Origin of the sequence: Streptomyces sp. NBC_01428 (assembly GCF_036231965.1) — a bacterium.
Classification (GTDB): domain Bacteria; phylum Actinomycetota; class Actinomycetes; order Streptomycetales; family Streptomycetaceae; genus Streptomyces.
The window spans coordinates 6,534,761-6,550,601 of sequence record NZ_CP109499.1 but is presented as its reverse complement, the minus strand read 5'-3'; the positions used below and the strand labels follow the sequence as shown (position 1 = coordinate 6,550,601).

The following is a 15,841-nucleotide window of genomic DNA, read 5'->3' as shown; positions in this document are numbered from 1 at the left end:
CCCCCGTCCCTATGGTCGGCTCCAGCGTGTGCCACCGCACTGGCCGCACGAACGAACTACCACCCCGGTCCACAGTGGGCGGGAGTAGGAGGAGCTGGATGTTCCAGAACGCCGACGAGGCCAAGAAGTTCATCGCGGACGAGGACGTCAAGTTCGTCGACGTCCGCTTCTGCGACCTGCCGGGTGTGATGCAGCACTTCACGATCCCGGCCGAGGCCTTCGACCCGGCCGAGGAGCTCGCGTTCGACGGGTCCTCCATCCGCGGCTTCCAGGCCATCCACGAGTCCGACATGGCGCTCCGCGCCGACCTGTCCACCGCGCGCGTCGACCCCTTCCGCCGCGACAAGACGGTCAACATCAACTTCTTCATCCACGACCCGATCACGGGCGAGCAGTACTCCCGTGACCCGCGCAACGTGGCCAAGAAGGCCGAGGCCTACCTCGCGTCGACCGGTATCGCCGACACGGCGTACTTCGGTCCCGAGGCCGAGTTCTACGTCTTCGACAGCGTGCGGTTCCAGACCTCCGCGAACGAGTCCTTCTACCACATCGACTCCGAGGCGGGCGCCTGGAACACCGGTGCGGTCGAGGACAACCGCGGTTACAAGGTCCGCTACAAGGGCGGCTACTTCCCGACCCCGCCGGTCGACCACTTCGCCGACCTGCGTGCCGAGATCTCCCTGGAGCTGGCCAACTCCGGCCTCCAGGTCGAGCGCCAGCATCACGAGGTCGGCACCGCCGGCCAGGCGGAGATCAACTACAAGTTCAACACGCTGCTCGCCGCGGCCGACGACCTGATGCTCTTCAAGTACATCGTGAAGAACGTCGCCTGGCGCAACGGCAAGACCGCGACCTTCATGCCGAAGCCGATCTTCGGTGACAACGGCTCGGGCATGCACGTCCACCAGTCGCTGTGGACCAACGGTTCGCCGCTGTTCTACGACGAGGCGGGCTACGCGGGCCTGTCGGACACCGCCCGCTACTACATCGGCGGCATCCTCAAGCACGCCCCGTCGCTGCTGGCCTTCACCAACCCGACGGTGAACTCGTACCACCGCCTGGTCCCCGGCTTCGAGGCCCCGGTCAACCTGGTGTACTCGCAGCGCAACCGCTCCGCGGCCATGCGTATCCCGATCACGGGCTCCAACCCGAAGGCCAAGCGCGTCGAGTTCCGCGCGCCCGACTCCTCCGGCAACCCGTACCTCGCGTTCGCGGCCCTGCTGATGGCCGGCCTGGACGGCGTCAAGAACAAGATCGAGCCGGCCGAGCCGATCGACAAGGACCTGTACGAGCTGGCTCCCGAGGAGCACGCGGGCGTCGCCCAGGTGCCGACCTCGCTCCCCGCCGTCCTCGACCGCCTCGAGGCCGACCACGAGTTCCTGCTCGCCGGCGACGTCTTCACGTCCGACCTGATCGAGACGTGGATCGACTACAAGCGCACCAACGAGATCGCCCCGCTGCAGCTGCGTCCGCACCCGCACGAGTTCGAGCTCTACTTCGACGTGTAAACCCCGCCCCACCGCCACACCACCGGCCGTGTCCTTCCTCTGGAGGGGCACGGCCGTCGTGCTGCCCGGGACCGGCCAGCACGGCCGTCGTGCTGCCCGGGACCGGCCCGGTGTCGGAGCGGCGTAAATAAGTGGCTTTTGACAGGGAAGTTCTTTGCCCACCGCGGGGGGTATCGGCACCTGTTCATGGGGGGTGCCGGGCGCACAATGGACAGCGGGGCGAGTGCCTGAGCTGCGGGGTGATGCGAGATGCAGAGCCGGTTCCGGAACGATCGGCGGCTGACCGTGCGGATGACGGTCACGCTGTTCCTGCTCGGACTGCTGTACGTGGCGTTCGTCGCCGCGCTGATCGTGCTGCTGAAGTCGTGGGTGCTGGTCGTGGTGATCGCGGCCGGGGTGCTGATCGCCCAGTACTGGTTCTCGGACCGGATCGCCCTGTACGCGATGCACGGGCGGATCGTGGAGCGCGAGGAGTATCCGCAGCTGCACGGCGTCGTCGACCGGCTGTGCGCGGTCGCCGACATGCCCAAGCCGCTGGTCGCCGTGTCGGACATCGACATGCCGAACGCGTTCGCGACCGGCCGCAACGCCGACCACGCGGTGCTCTGCGTGACCACCGGGCTGCTGCGGCGGCTGGAGCCCGACGAGCTGGAGGGCGTCCTCGCGCACGAGCTGTCGCACGTGGCGCACAAGGACGTCGCCGTGATCACCGTGGCGTCGTTCCTCGGGGTGCTCGCCGGTCTGATCGTGCGGTTCGCGTTCTACTCGCAGCTCTTCGGCGGGCGGGGCCGCAAGGACCAGAACACCGTCGCGATCTTCATGGCGGTGATGGCGGTGTCCGCGGCCGTGTACGCCATCAGCTTCCTGCTGATCCGGGCGCTCTCCCGGTACCGCGAGCTGGCCGCCGACCGGGCCGCGGCCCTGCTCACCGGCCGCCCCTCGGCGCTCGCCTCGGCCCTGACCAAGGTCACCGGGGACATCGGCCGCATCCCCACGAAGGACCTGCGGACCGCCCAGGCCTTCAACGCCTTCTACTTCACCCCCGCGCTCGGCCGGGAGCCCGGCATCGCCAACCTCTTCTCCACCCACCCGAGCCTCGAACAACGGCTCGAACAACTGGCCCGCATCTCCGTCGAGCTGGGCGAGCCCGCGGTGCCGGACCCGATCGCCCCGACTCCCGGAGAGGCCGTCTGACCGCATGGGGTTCCTGGACATCCTGCTCGGCCGCAGCAAGCCCGTCGCTCCGGACCTCGACCGCCTCTTCGGGCTGCCGTCGGCGGCGGTGACCCTGGAGGCGGCGGCCGGTTTCACCCCGACCGGCACCGGCGCGGTGTGCTGCGCCTCGGTGGAGGGCGCGGCCTTCGCCGAGGCCCACCAGGAGGCGCAGGCCCTGCTCGACGCGGACGCCGAACGGTCGGGGCCACCGGTGGAGGTCAGCCGGGACGAGTACGGATACGCGTGGCTGGTCTCCCGCCGGAGTCCCGACGACCTCCCCGCGCTGGTGAGTGATCTGCACGCGGTCAACAGCGCCCTGGAGGGCACGGGCTTCGGACCCCAGCTGCTCTGCTCCGTGGCGACGTTCCAGGACAGCCGGCAGCGCCACCTCGGCCTCGTCTACCTGTACAAGCGCGGGACCTTCTATCCCTTCGCGCCGCTCGCCGGAGCGGGCGAGCGGCGCGACAACGCGCTGGAGCTCCAGATCAAGGCGGTGCTCGCGGACGACCTGCGGGTCGAGGAGGACCTCGGCCGCTGGTTCCCGATCTGGGGTGCGCCGGGGCTGTGACGTCCCGGGCCCGCAGGGCCGTGGGCGGGAGCGGAGCTACTTGCGTTCCTGGCGACGCGACTCCAGGGGACGTTCGCGCCGGTAGCGGCGCTCCCACCTGGCCTGACGGTCCCGCCGGTCGCGGTACGCCCGGTAGCTGGAGTCGGGCCGGGCACCGGAGCCCCCGGCCGCGGGGCCCGGAGTGCCGGGAGCAGCCGGGGAGGACGCGGCGGACGTGCTTCCCCCGGTGCGGCCGTAGCGGACGTACAGGAAGAGGACGGCCACCGCCGCGAGCCAGAGCGTGTGGTTGGAGAAACCCATGACGACCAGGATCGCGGTCGCGGAAAAGATCAAGGTGCCCATGACGGGACTCCTTGGATGCGTGGATGAAAGGGCCTTGACGGCTTTCTGGATGGTCCGGCGGGGCGCTGGGGGAGGCAGCCGTCCGTCGGTGCGTAGAGAGTAGCCCCGTGTCCGTGAACTGATGCCTGTACGGCGGAAAGCGGTGCCGTGTCGTACGCGAACGCACCGTCGGCGCGGGGAGCCCGGACGCCGGGACGCATCTGGATTTCTCCCGACTGCACCTTGTGCGATATCGCTATAAAGTCAAACGAAATCGACATAAGGGGTGCCCGTCATGAGCAATCTGTTCGTCGTCGCCTACGACGACGTGGCCACCGCCAACCAGGTGCGCGACAAGCTGTTCGAGCTGTCGAAGCAGCATCTCGTCGAGTTGGAGGACGCCGTCGTCGTCGAACGGCACGAGGACGGCCGGATCAAGCTGCATCAGGCGGTCAGCCACACGGCCGTGGGGGCGGCGGGCGGCGCTCTGTGGGGCGGTGTGATCGGGCTGCTGTTCCTGGCGCCCCTGCTGGGGGCGGCGGTGGGAGCGGCGGCCGGAGCGGCCGGCGGCGCGATCACGGACACCGGGGTCGACGACCGCTTCATGAAGGACGTGAGCCAGAACCTGCGGCCCGGCGCCGCCGCGCTGTTCGTCCTGGTGAAGCAGGCGGCCGGGGACAAGGTGATCCCCCAGATCGCCGGGTTCGGCGGCCAGTTGGTGCAGACCTCGCTGAGCCAGGAGCAGGAGGACGCGCTGCGCGACGCGGTCGCGGCGGCCCGGTCGCACTCGGCGGGCACCGCCCCGGCCCCGCAGGCGAGCACCTCGGCCGCCCCGGGAACGGCCACCGGCGGTACGTCCCCGTCCGCGTCCTCCGGCAACGCCGGGCCGTCGAGGGCCGGCGCCGTCATGTCGGGACCCGGCACGGCGGCGACGCCTCCCAAGCCCGCGCCCCCGAAGCCCGGTCCGCCGAAGCCCACGCCTCCCGCCCCGCCCACCGCGGACGCACGGAGCGCGCCGGTCTCCTCCTGAGGCCGCAGGCCCCGGCCTGCCCCGCCTTCTCCGCCCGGTCCCTGTCGGGGGCCGGGCGGAGGCGTGTGCACCCGCCGGGATCGGGACGGCTCAGTCGCTCCCCAGGTCCAGCTGTCCGTCGACCACGTCCCGGGCCACCTCGGCCAGCCGCCGCTGCTGCGACCGGGCGTACGCGCGCAGGACGGCGAAGGCGTCGTCGACCGACACCTTCCGGCGGGCCGCGAGCACGCCCTTGGCCTGCTCGATGACGACCCGGCTCTTCAGGGCGTGCCCGAGCTGGTCGGCGAGGGCGCGGCTCTGACGGATCTCGCGGTCGCGCGCCAGCGTGTAGCCCGCCGCGTCGGCGAACGACTGGGCGAGGGCGAGGACGTCGGCGGTCAGCGGGTCGGGCCCGGTGTAGAGCAGGACCAGCGCGCCGAGGGTCAGACCCCTGCCGGGGCCCGCGGAGAGCGGGAGGGCGACGGCCCGCCGGCAGCCGAGTTCCACGGCGCGCGGGGCGTACCGCGGCCAGGCCTTCTGGGCGGGCAGGGTGTCGAGGGCACTGTCCGGCACGGGACGGCCGGTCCGCCGGGCGTCGTACCCCGGCCCCTCACCCCACTCCACCGCCTCCCATTCCAGGTCCACCAGGTCGGGGTCCGTGCCGGCGAGCTGGACCGGCAGATGGTCGTCGGGGACGTGTATCACCGTGGCGCCGTGGCTGCCGAGGAGCCGCGGTCCGAACGCGGCGAGTGTGGCGAGCAGCCCGGACGGATCGTCGGGCTCGGTCACCCCGTGCCCGGCCAACTCGACGAAGGCGTGGGCCAGCCGCTGCTGCGGCATGGGCGTGCTCATGGGGTCGTTGCCACCTCTCGGATCTCTGCCACTGGGGATCTCTCCTGCTACTGGTGCTTCAGGTCTGTGGAATCCGGCCCGGCGACTTCCCGGGGTGGGGTGGGCGCGGGCGCCGAGGTCCGCCGGCCGCGCGCCGTGGGCGCCTGTCCGTGTCAGCCGAGGAGCAGCTCTCCCCTGACGATCCGCTCGGCCACACCTTCGACCGGCAGACCTTCGCTGAAGGCGCGCGCCTTGACGAGTTCCAGGGCGTCGGCGACGGCGCAGCCCGTGTGGACCGACACCATGCCCGCGGCCTGGTGCACCACCGCGCGCAACTCCGTGCCGCCGTACAGGCCCGGGTCGGCCTGCGGGCCGAGCACCATCGTCCGGGTGAGGGCGTCCGCCACCTCGGTGAGGGAACCCACCGCGCCGGACCGCGGGTCGAAGACGGTGAGGGAGCCGACGCAGGTGTCGTGCTGCCGCAGCGGCACGGCGGCCACCTCGTCGAAGCCGAGCTCGGCGAGCGCCGTCCCGTACACCGGCCAGCGCTCGCACAGCTCGGTCCCGGACGCGCTGACCGCGGTGCCGGCCACGGCCGCGTCCCTGGCCGGACCCTCGCCGAGCAGGAACTCCAACTCCTGTGCGGCGCGCGCGGGTTCGTCGGACGCGGCGACCGCGAGCTGGCTCCGGTCGGCGGCGAGATAGCTGAGGGCGGCGCCGCGGGTGCCGCACACCTCGGCCACGGAGGCCATGAAGCCGGGCGTGGTCGCGGTCGGCCCGTCGGCGGCGGCGCCGGTGAGCAGCCGGGCGTAGGCCTCCTGGAGCTGGGCCGCCGTGCGCTGGCAGGCCGCGGAGTCGCGGTGGATTCGCGCGAGACGTTCGTGCAGGTCCATGCCGGTGCGCTCGGCCAGTCTTTCCTGGCGCGCGGCCGCCGCCAGCTCGCGCTCCGCGCGCTCTCTGGCGAGGGCGGCGCGGCGCAGGGCCTGCGCCGCCGGATCGGGCCGACCGCCCAGGGGCTGCATGTCTTCACCCTACGCCGGTCAGGACCGGGCGGAGGAATCGCCGGAGCTCTCTTCCATGAGCATGACCACCCCGCCGCCGTCACCGTCGAAGGGGCTGGTCAGCACCGCGCACCGCAGCGATTTGCCCAGTCTGCTGACGGCCGACACATAGCGCGGGGTGTCCCGTCTGCCGGTGTCGAGGCACTCGTTCACGACCGCGCGGAGCGAGTCCGTGGGGAGCCCGAAGTCGAGGGAGAAGAACGGCTGCCCGATCGCCTCGTCGCCGCGCAGCCCCCACAGGTCGACGGCGCCCGAGTTCCAGCTGGTCACCTTCAGTTCCCGGTCGAGGACGACGACGCCGGCGCCGACACTGGAGAGGATGCCTTCGAGGAAGAGGCGGGCGGCGTCCAGCTCCTCGGTGCGCACCCGGAGTTCCTCGTTCATGGTCTCCAGTTCCTCGTTGCCGGACTGGAGTTCCTCGTTGGTCGTCTCCAACTCCTCGTTCGTGGACTGGAGTTCCTCGTTGGTGGTCTCCAGTTCCTCGATGCTGGACTGGAGTTCCTCGTTGGTCGTCTCCAGTTCCTCGTTCGTCGACTGGAGTTCCTCGTAGGCGGTCTCCAGGTCCTCGCGTACGCGCTTGACCTCGGCCTTGAGCTGGGTGGCGACGGTGACGTCGGTGAAGGTGATGCTGGTGGCCACGGGCGGGCTGCCCGGCGACATCAGCGGCTGGATGAGGATGTCGTAGTACTGGTGCTCCTCGCCGACCCGGCGCTCTGTTCCGTTGATGCGCAGGGAGCGGCGCTCGTTCGTCGCCTGCTCGATCAACGAGCGCAGTTCCAGGGGTCGGTAGGAGATCTCCAGGTCCTGGAAGGGGCGGCCGAGGTCTCCGGCCGTGAGTCCGAACTGGGTCCGGGCCTGGCTGTTGACGAGGACGACGATGCCGTCGGCGTCGACGGCGAGCATGGGGGTCGGTGTGCCGTCGACGACGAGATCGCGGACCTGCCGGGTGCGGGCCACCGTCTTCACCTCGGTGGCGGAGCCGGGCCTGATCTTCACGCCGGTCGGCTGGTAGGGCGTGGGCTGGCTCCCGGGGCGGCGGCGGAAGATCCGCTGGCGCATGCTGACCACGTCGAAGCGGTCGGCGTCGTTCAGGAGCAGCTCGGCCTTGCCGAGGAAGAGGAAGCCGCTCTCGCGCAGCGCGAAGTGGAAGCGGTCGACGATCTGGGTCTGCGCCTCGACGTTGAAGTACATGAGCGTGTTGCGGCAGACGAGGAGGTCGAGGCGGGAGATCGGGGCGTCGCGGGTGATGTCGTGGCGGCCGAAGATGACCCGGCGGCGCAGGTCGCTGCGGAAGCTGAACCGGGCGCCGTTCGCCTCGAAGTACTTGTCGCGCAGCTCGGGCGCGAGAGGTTCGAGGGCCTTCGCCGGGTAGAGCCCGGCCCGGGCCTCCCGGAGCGCCTCCTCGTCGACGTCGGTGCCGTAGATCTTCACCCGATTGAGTGCCTCGTCCACGCCGAGGGTCTCGGCGAACATGATCGCCAGCGAGTAGGCCTCCTCCCCGCTGGAGCACCCCGCGCTCCACACCCGGATCTCCTCGTCGTCCCCGAGCTGGGCGAGCACCTCGGGCACCACCTCGTTCTGGAGGAAGGTCCAGGCGTCGGGGTCGCGGAAGACCGAGGTGACGTTGATCAGGATGGTGTTGAAGAGGGCACCGAACTCGTCGGCGTCCGTCTCCAGCCGGTCGCGGTAGTCGGCGTACGACGTGACCTGGGCGTCGGCCATCCGCTTGCGGATGCGGCGGCCCAGCGTCGACCGCTTGTACCCGGTGAAGTCGAATCCGCGCGCGTCCCGCAGGAAGCCGAGAAGTTCCTCCAGTTCGTCGTCGGTCTCGACGTCGCGCCCGTCAGCCATGACTTCCTCATTCACGTTTCGTCATTCACTTCTTGTCGTTTCCGACCAGACCCCGGATCAGCTCGGCGATCTCGCCGAGCGGCAGGATGAAATCCACCGCGCCCGTGGCCACGGCCGCCTCCGGCATCCCCCGGAACTGCGCGCTCGCCGGATCCTGCGCGATGACGGTGCCGCCGCGCGACTTCACGGCGTCCACCCCCATCGCACCGTCACCACCCGATCCGGTGAGCACGCAGACGATCGCCCGGTCGCCGTACGCGCCCGCGAGCGACTCGAAGAGCAGATCGGCCGAGGGACGGACGAAATGGACGAGTTCGCTGTTCGACAGGCTCAGGACTCCCTCGGGGCCGGCCAGCAGATGACGGTCGGGCGGGGCGATGTAGACCGTGCCCGCCTCGATCCGTTCGTCGGCCTCCGCGAGCTTGACCGCGAGTTCCGTGCGCCGGGAGAGCACGTCGGCGATCACCGTGCGGTGCCGGCGGTCGAGGTGCTGGACGACCAGGACCGGCACCGGGAAATCGGCGCCGAGACCGCCCAGGAGTTCGATGAGCGCGTAGATGCCGCCCGCGGAGGAGGCGACCGCCACGACGGCGTACTGCTCCGGAGTGGACGCTTCAGCCCTCATACACGGAGCGTAGCGCCGTATCGGGGTCGCCGACGGCGGCGAACCCCCGCGGACCTCGGATTCAGGACGGCGGAGCGACGCGGGAGGACGGCCGTGGGACGGGGAAGGGCGGTGGGACGCGGTCCGTCACACACCGGGGGTCGCCGGGACGACGCCCGCCGTCACCGCCGCGCCGAGTGCCGTGTGATCGGCGGTGGTGCGGTCGGCGTACCGCAGCGCGAAGTGCGCGAGGGAGCGGTCGAAGGTGTCGGCGCCGCCGAGGTAGGCGGCGATGGCGATGCGGTCGCCCGAGCGGGCGTGCGCGCGGGCCAGCGCCGTGCCGCACAGTCCGGCGTATCCGCGCAGCTCACCGGGGTCCATGCCGGCGATGTCCGCGGAGCCCTTCATGTCGCGCAGCTGGCGCCAGTAGAACGCGCGCCCCTCGGGTCCGGTCGTCCAGCCGAGGAAGATGTCGCCGGCGGCCTGCATCAGCCGCTGCCCGGCGACGACGCGGCGTCCGGGGTGGAGGTACGGGCCGGTCGGCAGGTGCTCTTCCAGTACGGAGCGTCCGGCCTGCTTGATCTGCAGGAACAGCGGGTCGTCGGCGTCGCGCCCGGCGAGCAGCACGATGAAGCAGCGGGTGCCGACGCTGCCCACGCCGACCACCTTGCGGGCGGCGTCGACGAAGCGGTACCGGTCGAGGAGGAGGCGGCGTTCCTCCGTGAGCGTGGACCGGTAGTCGCTGAAGATCTTGCGGAGCGTGGCCATGTCGAGGGTGCCGGCCGGTTCCAGCAGGGGCGGGTCGTGGACGATGCGGGGGCGTCCGTCGACGGTCTCGGTGAGTTTGCCGAGGGCGTGCAGGCTGGTGCGGCGGCGGGCCCGGGTGAGGGTCGCCTCGGCGCGCCGGCGTCGGCGTCCGGAGCGGACCAGCGGCAGCAGCAGGTCGGCGTCGATGTGCTGGTACCAGACGGTCAGCTCGCCCTGCCGGGCGAGCCGCCGCATCGTCTCGCGGTAGTGCCCGGCGGCGGCCCGTGCCGCGGCGAAGACGTGCTCCTCCTTGTGCCCGTTCTCGCGGGCGGCGACGGCGACGCTGGCCGCGAGCCGCTTGACGTCCCACTCGAAGGGGCCGGGGAACGTCTCGTCGAAGTCGTTGAGGTCGAAGAGCAGCGAGCGTTCCGGGGAGGCGTAGAGGCCGAAGTTCAGCAGGTGGGCGTCGCCGCACAGTTGGACGGTGAGCCCGGTGTGCGGCTGGGCGGCCAGGTCGGCGGCCATGACGGCGGCGGCTCCGCGCAGGAACGCGAACGGTGACGCGGCCATCCGCCCGTACCGGATGGGGAGCAGTTCCTGGAGCCGGTCCCTGCCCTGCCGTTGCAGGACGCCGACGGGATCGGGGCGGTCGGCGGCGGGGATCCAGCTGCCGTGCGCGGAGCGGGAGACGCGCTTGCGGGCCGCCCGTCCGCGCGCGGCACGGTCGGCCGAGGTGGCCGTGACGCCGTTGCGGAGCACGGCCGTCAGTGCCGCACGGCGCGGGCGACGGTGGCGTCGACGTCGCCGGTGAGACCGCGGTTGCTGCGGGTGGTCGCGTCCTTGGACCCGTTCGCCGCGACGTCGTCGACGGTCACGACGGTGGTGTCGAGGAGGTTGCCGCCGGTGTCGCGGAAGTCGACCTGGACGACGTACGACCGTGCCGAGGAGGTCGGGTTGGACGCGGTCACCTTCACGGTGGCGCGGCCGTCCGAGTCGGCGTTCGCGGAGCCGTCGGTCTTCACCTCGTCCTTGGCGTCCGCGCCGTTCTTGAACTCGTCGAACTTCCGGCCGGCCTCGGCGGTCGCGGAGGCGAGCGAGTCGCCGGCCTGGGTGGCGGCGGACGCGGCCCGGGACGCCGCCGAAGCGGCTCTGGAGGCGGCGGAGGCGGCCTGGGAGGCCGCGTCGGAGGGGCTGCTGTCGTCGGAGCAGGCGGTCAGCGACGCGGCCAGCGACACCACCGCGGCCGCGGCCAGGATCAGCCGGACCGGTCCTCGTGCGCCGTTGCTCTGCATCGCGTCTCCTGTTGTGGTCCTGGCTCTCCTCCGGGCTCCGCTCCTGGCGGTGGCCCCAGTCAAGGCCGCGGGCGGGACGACCGCATGCCCGGGTGGGACGAACGGGTGAGCCGCGCCCCGTACCGGGCGGCCCTCCGGGAGGATGAACGCCACGAGGGCCAGGGGTCGGGAGCGGAGGCGGCGTGACGGGGAAACCACGGCACATCGGGGTGGCGGAGCGGCGGGCACGGCTGGGGCTGCGGCATCGGCTCGCGCCGTCCGCGCGGGCGGCGCGGCCCGAGGAGGTCGCGGACGCGCTGGTCGCGCTGCACGGGACCGATCCGGCGACGGTGTACCTGGCGGTCGGCGCGCGGCTCGTGGACGCCGGGGTGACGGTCGCGGAGGTCGACCGGGCCCTGTACGAGGACCGGACGCTCGTCCGGATGCACGGCATGCGGCACACGGTGTTCGTGTTCCCCACCGCGCTCGCGGCCGTGGTGCACGCCTCGACCGGGCTGGACATCGCGGCGAAGGCGCGGGCCGGGCTCGTCAAGGACGTGGCCACCGGCAGCGACGGGCGGCTGACCGAGGAGTGGCTCACCCTGGTCGAGGAGTCGGCGCTCGCGGCGCTGGCCCGCCGCGGCCAGGCCACGGTGAACGAACTCACCCGGGACGAGCCGCGGTTGAAGGAGCAGTTCGTCTACGGCGCCGGCAAGAGCTACGAGACTCCGCAGACCGTGTCGTCCCGGCTGATGCGGGTGCTGGGCGTCGAGGGCCGGGTGGTGCGGGGGCGTCCGCTGGGTTCCTGGACGTCGAGCCAGTTCCGCTGGGCGGTGGCACCGCCGCACCCCGAACTCCCGCCCGCCGAGGCCAGATCCGAGCTGCTGGGCCGCTGGCTCACCGCGTGCGGGCCCGCCACGGAGGCCGACCTCAAGTGGTGGACGGGCTGGAAGGTCACGGACGTACGGCGGACGCTGACCGCGATCGGGGCGGTCGCCGTCTCGCTCGACGACGGGGTCACCGCCTATGTGGCGCCCGGGGACGAGGAGCCGGTCGACGGGCCCGCCGAACCCTGGGCCGCGCTGCTGCCCGGCCTCGACCCGACGCCGATGAGCCGCCAGGAGCGCGACTGGTATCTCGACCCGTCCCTGCGGCCCGCCCTGTTCGACGGCAGCGGCAACGTCGGGCCGACGGTGTGGTGGGACGGCCGGGTGGTCGGCGGCTGGGCACAGCGACCCGACGGCGAGATCGTCTGGCGGCTGCTCGCGCCGAAGGACGTGGGCCGCGACGCCCGCACCGCGATCACCGCGGAGGCCGAACGCCTCCAACGATGGGTGGGCACGACCCGCGTCACCCCGCGCTTCCGGACGCCCCTGGAGAGGGAGTTGGCCGCGGGCTGAGGAGAAGGGCGGCCGCGCCGGGCGGCCCGGCACCGGTGCCGGGCCAACCGGTGCGGGCCAACCGGTGCCGGGCGCCCTCGTCGTGCGACGGGGGTGCCCGGCGGTCTTCGCCCGGTGTGCCCGGCCCCTCAGCGGGTGGGACGCGTCAGCGCGCGTACCTCATCAGCGCGCGCACCATGTGGCACGTGGTGTCCGACGGCGGGTGCACGCCGATGAGCCGGGCGGCGCCGTGGATCGTCTCGTTGCGTGCCTGGTTCGGCACGTACACACCGGAGTCGAGCAGGGCGATGGCCAGGCGCATCGCCTTGAGCCGGCGGTTGTGCGTGACGTACCAGTCGCGGGGGCGGCCCGGCGGGAGCGGGCGCTTCTCCACGGGCTCGTACGGCAGGTCCAGCTGGACGGGCCTCTTCGCGGTGGACTGGGTGGGCAGCGGCTTCAGTGCGGCAGCGGGCACGAGCATCCTCCTGTCGCGTCAGGACCCCGCCGGACCGCCCGGCGTGATCCTCGAACACTGCTACCAGTCTACTGCGCCGCACTGACATTCAGGGAGCCCGGACGGACACCAAAGCACCAGGTGAGAAAGGGAATTGACGCCGTTCCACCCCCGATCCGAGAGTGACGCGTGAGGTGGCAGAAAATCGAACACCGGGTGGCGTGTGCCGTATGGAGATCTGGATCAACCCGGCCTGTTCGAAGTGCCGCGGCGCGGTGGGCCTGCTCGACGCGGAAGGCGCCGACTACACCGTCCGCCGCTACCTGGAGGACGTGCCGCGCGCGGACGAGATCCGCGACGTGCTCGACCGTCTCGGACTCGAACCGTGGGACATCACGCGGACCCAGGAGGCCGCGGCCGAGGAACTGGGACTCCGGGAGTGGGCGCGGGACGCCGGTTCGCGGGACCGCTGGATCATCGCGCTCGGCGAGCATCCGGAGCTGATCCAGCGGCCGATCATCACGGCGGACGACGGGACGGCTGTCGTCGCCCGCACGGACGAGGCGGTACGGGAGGCGCTGTCCCGGCGACAGCCGTGAGCGGACCGGGGGCGACGGCCGTGAGAGGACCGGGGGCGACCGTCCAACGGAGCCGCACCGAGGGGGTGTTCGACCCCCACGGTCCGGCATCTCCCCCAACTCCCCTGTGATCCAGGTTACTTACGAGGCCGCTGTCACCGTTGAGCAACTCCGTTCGGTATCCCGTACATAGCGGCGTAACGCTCCCCCCGCACTGGAGGCGCGCATGTCGCGTAGGAGAACGCTCAGCACCAAGAAGAAGATCGCTCTGCTGACCGGCGCGGCGCTCGTGGCCGGGGGCGGGGCGTTCGCCCTCGCCGCCACCTCGAACGCCGCGTCGGTGCAGAACGCGCAGACCTCGACGGTCTGCAAGGGTCTCGCCACCGCGCTCGGCAACAACCAGAAGTTCATCGCGGACCAGCGGGCCGCCCCCGACGCGCAGTCGGAGGCCAGGATCGCCAACCGCGATGCCGTCATCGCGCAGATCAAGGTTCAGCAGGAGGCGTCAGGCTGCGAGGTCGGGGAGTCGGCTCAGGACTCCCAGACCGCACCGCAGCCGGGCGGGTCCGCGCCGGCCGAGGCCGCGCCCGCCCCCTCCGCTCCGGCGCAGGCGGACCCGGCGCAGACCGCGCCCGCGGACAACGCGGGAGCGGGCGCCGCCACCGGGCAGCAGGTCTGCACCGGTTCGACGGTCACGCTCTCCGGCGAGGGCGGCGCACCGGCCGCGTCCAGCAACCAGTTCCCGGCCGGGACGAAGCTGAAGGTCACCAACCTGGACAACAACAAGTCCACGACCGTGGAGGTCACCTCGGTCTCCGGAAGCTGTGTGCTGCTGAACAACGCGGCCTTCGAACAGGTCAGGGAACCCGGCAAGTTCCTGATCCGCAAGGCCCGCATCGAGAAGGTGGGCTAGCACCCGCCCGGGTAGCGGACGCAACGGGTCGAGGCCCTGTCCCCGCCGGTTCCTCCGGACCGGTGGGGACAGGGCCTTCGCACGCTCAGGCAACCGGGGCGCAACCGCATCACATCGCCCGTATCGACTTCACGCCCATCGCATACGAGCCGGCCGCGGACCGGGGCGCGCCGGACCGGGCCCGGCGGCGGGCCGGCGGATCGCGGTCGCGAACGCCGTCGCGCGGACACGGGCAGTGGGGCGGCCCGCGTGAGACGGGGCACACACAGGCCGGGTAACACGGGGTTCACCTTCGGGCAACGACCGGGAAATCGCCGGTTGACAGGCTGCCGGGCATCCCAGCGGCGTCCCGGTGCCGCAGCGCCGCAGCACCCGCAAGTGCGCCTCAAGACACACCCCGAAGGATGTGGCCCGTGACCTTCAAGGCTGAGTACATCTGGATCGACGGCACCGAGCCGACGGCCAAGCTCCGTTCCAAGACGAAGATCCTGGGCGACGACGCCAAGGGCGCGGAGCTGCCGATCTGGGGCTTCGACGGTTCCTCCACGAACCAGGCCGAGGGCCACGCCTCCGACCGCGTACTCAAGCCGGTGGCCACCTACCCGGACCCGATCCGCGGCGGCGACGACGTCCTCGTCATGTGCGAGGTCCTGAACATCGACATGACGCCGCACGAGTCCAACACCCGTGCCGCGCTCACCGAGGTCTCCGAGAAGTTCGCCGCCCAGGAGTCGATCTTCGGCATCGAGCAGGAGTACACGTTCTTCAAGGGCACGCGCCCGCTCGGCTTCCCCGAGGGCGGCTTCCCGGCCGCGCAGGGCGGCTACTACTGCGGTGTCGGCTCGGACGAGATCTTCGGCCGTGACGTCGTCGAGGCGCACCTGGAGAACTGTCTGAAGGCGGGCCTCGGCATCTCCGGCATCAACGCCGAGGTCATGCCCGGCCAGTGGGAGTTCCAGGTCGGCCCGCTGGCGCCGCTGGAGGTCTCGGACCAGCTGTGGGTGGCCCGTTGGCTGCTGTACCGCACCGCCGAGGACTTCGGTGTCTCCGCGACGCTCGACCCGAAGCCGGTGAAGGGCGACTGGAACGGCGCCGGCGCGCACACCAACTTCTCCACGAAGGCGATGCGCGAGGGCTACGACGCGATCATCACCGCGTGCGAGTCGCTGGGCGAGGGCTCGAAGCCCATGGACCACGTCAAGAACTACGGCGCCGGCATCGACGACCGCCTGACGGGCCTGCACGAGACCGCCCCGTGGAACGAGTACTCCTACGGTGTCTCCAACCGCGGCGCCTCGGTCCGCATCCCGTGGCAGGTCGAGAAGGACGGCAAGGGCTACATCGAGGACCGCCGTCCCAACGCCAACGTCGACCCGTACGTCGTGACGCGCCTGATCGTCGACACCTGCTGCAGCGCCCTGGAGAAGGCCGGCCAGGTCTGATCCACCGCACACCCGTGAAGGGGCGCCCGCCGGACCGGCGGGCGCCCCTTCCGCGTCCCCCGGACCGGCCGGGGCGTTGTCGGTGGGGC

16 protein-coding genes are annotated in these 15,841 nt (G+C 71.7%); 8 read left to right on the top strand and 8 right to left on the bottom strand.

Annotation, left to right across the window (positions count from 1 at the left end):
- The first annotated feature begins 98 nt into the window (after nucleotides 1-98).
- From glnA to pspAB, 3 genes are all read left to right on the top strand, one after another.
- Complete coding sequence (gene glnA / locus OG406_RS28320) at nucleotides 99-1,508, top strand: type I glutamate--ammonia ligase (RefSeq protein WP_267050606.1); 1,410 nt, start codon at nucleotides 99-101, stop codon at nucleotides 1,506-1,508.
- 249 nt (nucleotides 1,509-1,757) lie between these two features.
- Nucleotides 1,758-2,702, top strand: a complete 945-nt coding sequence (gene htpX, locus OG406_RS28315) for a zinc metalloprotease HtpX (RefSeq protein ID WP_164373242.1) — start codon at nucleotides 1,758-1,760, stop codon at nucleotides 2,700-2,702.
- A 4-nt stretch (nucleotides 2,703-2,706) separates the two neighbouring features.
- Nucleotides 2,707-3,291, top strand: a complete 585-nt coding sequence (gene pspAB / locus OG406_RS28310; protein WP_164373241.1) for a PspA-associated protein PspAB — start codon at nucleotides 2,707-2,709, stop codon at nucleotides 3,289-3,291.
- A gap of 36 nt (nucleotides 3,292-3,327) precedes the next feature.
- Here pspAB and OG406_RS28305 read toward each other — a convergent pair whose 3' ends face one another.
- On the bottom strand, nucleotides 3,328-3,633 hold the full coding sequence (locus OG406_RS28305; RefSeq protein ID WP_267050608.1) for a hypothetical protein: 306 nt from the start codon (nucleotides 3,631-3,633) through the stop codon (nucleotides 3,328-3,330).
- Nucleotides 3,634-3,907: 274 nt separating this feature from the next.
- On the opposite strand from OG406_RS28305, the gene OG406_RS28300 reads away from it, so the two are divergent.
- The gene (locus OG406_RS28300; protein WP_329188461.1) at nucleotides 3,908-4,642 is read left to right on the top strand and encodes a DUF1269 domain-containing protein; all 735 of its coding nucleotides are present in this window, start codon (nucleotides 3,908-3,910) and stop codon (nucleotides 4,640-4,642) included.
- 90 nt (nucleotides 4,643-4,732) lie between these two features.
- Here OG406_RS28300 and OG406_RS28295 read toward each other — a convergent pair whose 3' ends face one another.
- The 6 genes from OG406_RS28295 to OG406_RS28270 all read right to left on the bottom strand — a co-directional run bounded on the left by OG406_RS28295 (nucleotide 4,733) and on the right by OG406_RS28270 (nucleotide 11,007).
- Nucleotides 4,733-5,473 carry a GAF and ANTAR domain-containing protein gene (locus OG406_RS28295; RefSeq protein ID WP_329188459.1) on the bottom strand — a complete coding sequence of 247 codons (741 nt, stop codon included), beginning with the start codon at nucleotides 5,471-5,473 and terminating at the stop codon, nucleotides 4,733-4,735.
- Nucleotides 5,474-5,625: 152 nt separating this feature from the next.
- The gene (locus tag OG406_RS28290; RefSeq protein WP_329188457.1) at nucleotides 5,626-6,474 is read right to left on the bottom strand and encodes an ANTAR domain-containing protein; all 849 of its coding nucleotides are present in this window, start codon (nucleotides 6,472-6,474) and stop codon (nucleotides 5,626-5,628) included.
- 18 nt (nucleotides 6,475-6,492) lie between these two features.
- On the bottom strand, nucleotides 6,493-8,364 hold the full coding sequence (locus OG406_RS28285; RefSeq protein WP_164373238.1) for a CheR family methyltransferase: 1,872 nt from the start codon (nucleotides 8,362-8,364) through the stop codon (nucleotides 6,493-6,495).
- A 25-nt stretch (nucleotides 8,365-8,389) separates the two neighbouring features.
- Nucleotides 8,390-8,989 carry a chemotaxis protein CheB gene (locus tag OG406_RS28280; protein ID WP_329188454.1) on the bottom strand — a complete coding sequence of 200 codons (600 nt, stop codon included), beginning with the start codon at nucleotides 8,987-8,989 and terminating at the stop codon, nucleotides 8,390-8,392.
- A 126-nt stretch (nucleotides 8,990-9,115) separates the two neighbouring features.
- The gene (locus OG406_RS28275; protein WP_164373236.1) at nucleotides 9,116-10,474 is read right to left on the bottom strand and encodes a DUF2252 domain-containing protein; all 1,359 of its coding nucleotides are present in this window, start codon (nucleotides 10,472-10,474) and stop codon (nucleotides 9,116-9,118) included.
- 5 nt (nucleotides 10,475-10,479) lie between these two features.
- Nucleotides 10,480-11,007, bottom strand: a complete 528-nt coding sequence (locus OG406_RS28270) for a hypothetical protein (protein WP_329188452.1) — start codon at nucleotides 11,005-11,007, stop codon at nucleotides 10,480-10,482.
- A gap of 182 nt (nucleotides 11,008-11,189) precedes the next feature.
- Here OG406_RS28270 and OG406_RS28265 point away from each other — a divergent pair, with 182 nt between their 5' ends.
- Nucleotides 11,190-12,386: a winged helix DNA-binding domain-containing protein gene (locus tag OG406_RS28265; RefSeq protein WP_329188451.1), complete on the top strand. Its 1,197-nt coding sequence runs from the start codon at nucleotides 11,190-11,192 to the stop codon at nucleotides 12,384-12,386.
- 145 nt (nucleotides 12,387-12,531) lie between these two features.
- Here OG406_RS28265 and OG406_RS28260 read toward each other — a convergent pair whose 3' ends face one another.
- Nucleotides 12,532-12,840, bottom strand: coding sequence for a hypothetical protein (locus OG406_RS28260; protein WP_081221516.1), 309 nt, complete (start codon nucleotides 12,838-12,840; stop codon nucleotides 12,532-12,534).
- 209 nt (nucleotides 12,841-13,049) lie between these two features.
- Here OG406_RS28260 and OG406_RS28255 point away from each other — a divergent pair, with 209 nt between their 5' ends.
- From OG406_RS28255 to glnII, 3 genes are all read left to right on the top strand, one after another.
- Entirely contained in the window at nucleotides 13,050-13,418 is a 369-nt protein-coding gene (locus OG406_RS28255) for an ArsC/Spx/MgsR family protein (protein WP_164373234.1), read from the top strand.
- Nucleotides 13,419-13,623: 205 nt separating this feature from the next.
- Nucleotides 13,624-14,310 (top strand): hypothetical protein, encoded by a 687-nt coding sequence (locus OG406_RS28250; RefSeq protein WP_266848891.1) that lies wholly within the window; start codon nucleotides 13,624-13,626, stop codon nucleotides 14,308-14,310.
- Nucleotides 14,311-14,723: 413 nt separating this feature from the next.
- Nucleotides 14,724-15,752: a glutamine synthetase gene (gene glnII / locus OG406_RS28245; protein WP_081216851.1), complete on the top strand. Its 1,029-nt coding sequence runs from the start codon at nucleotides 14,724-14,726 to the stop codon at nucleotides 15,750-15,752.
- The last annotated feature ends 89 nt before the right edge of the window (nucleotides 15,753-15,841 follow it).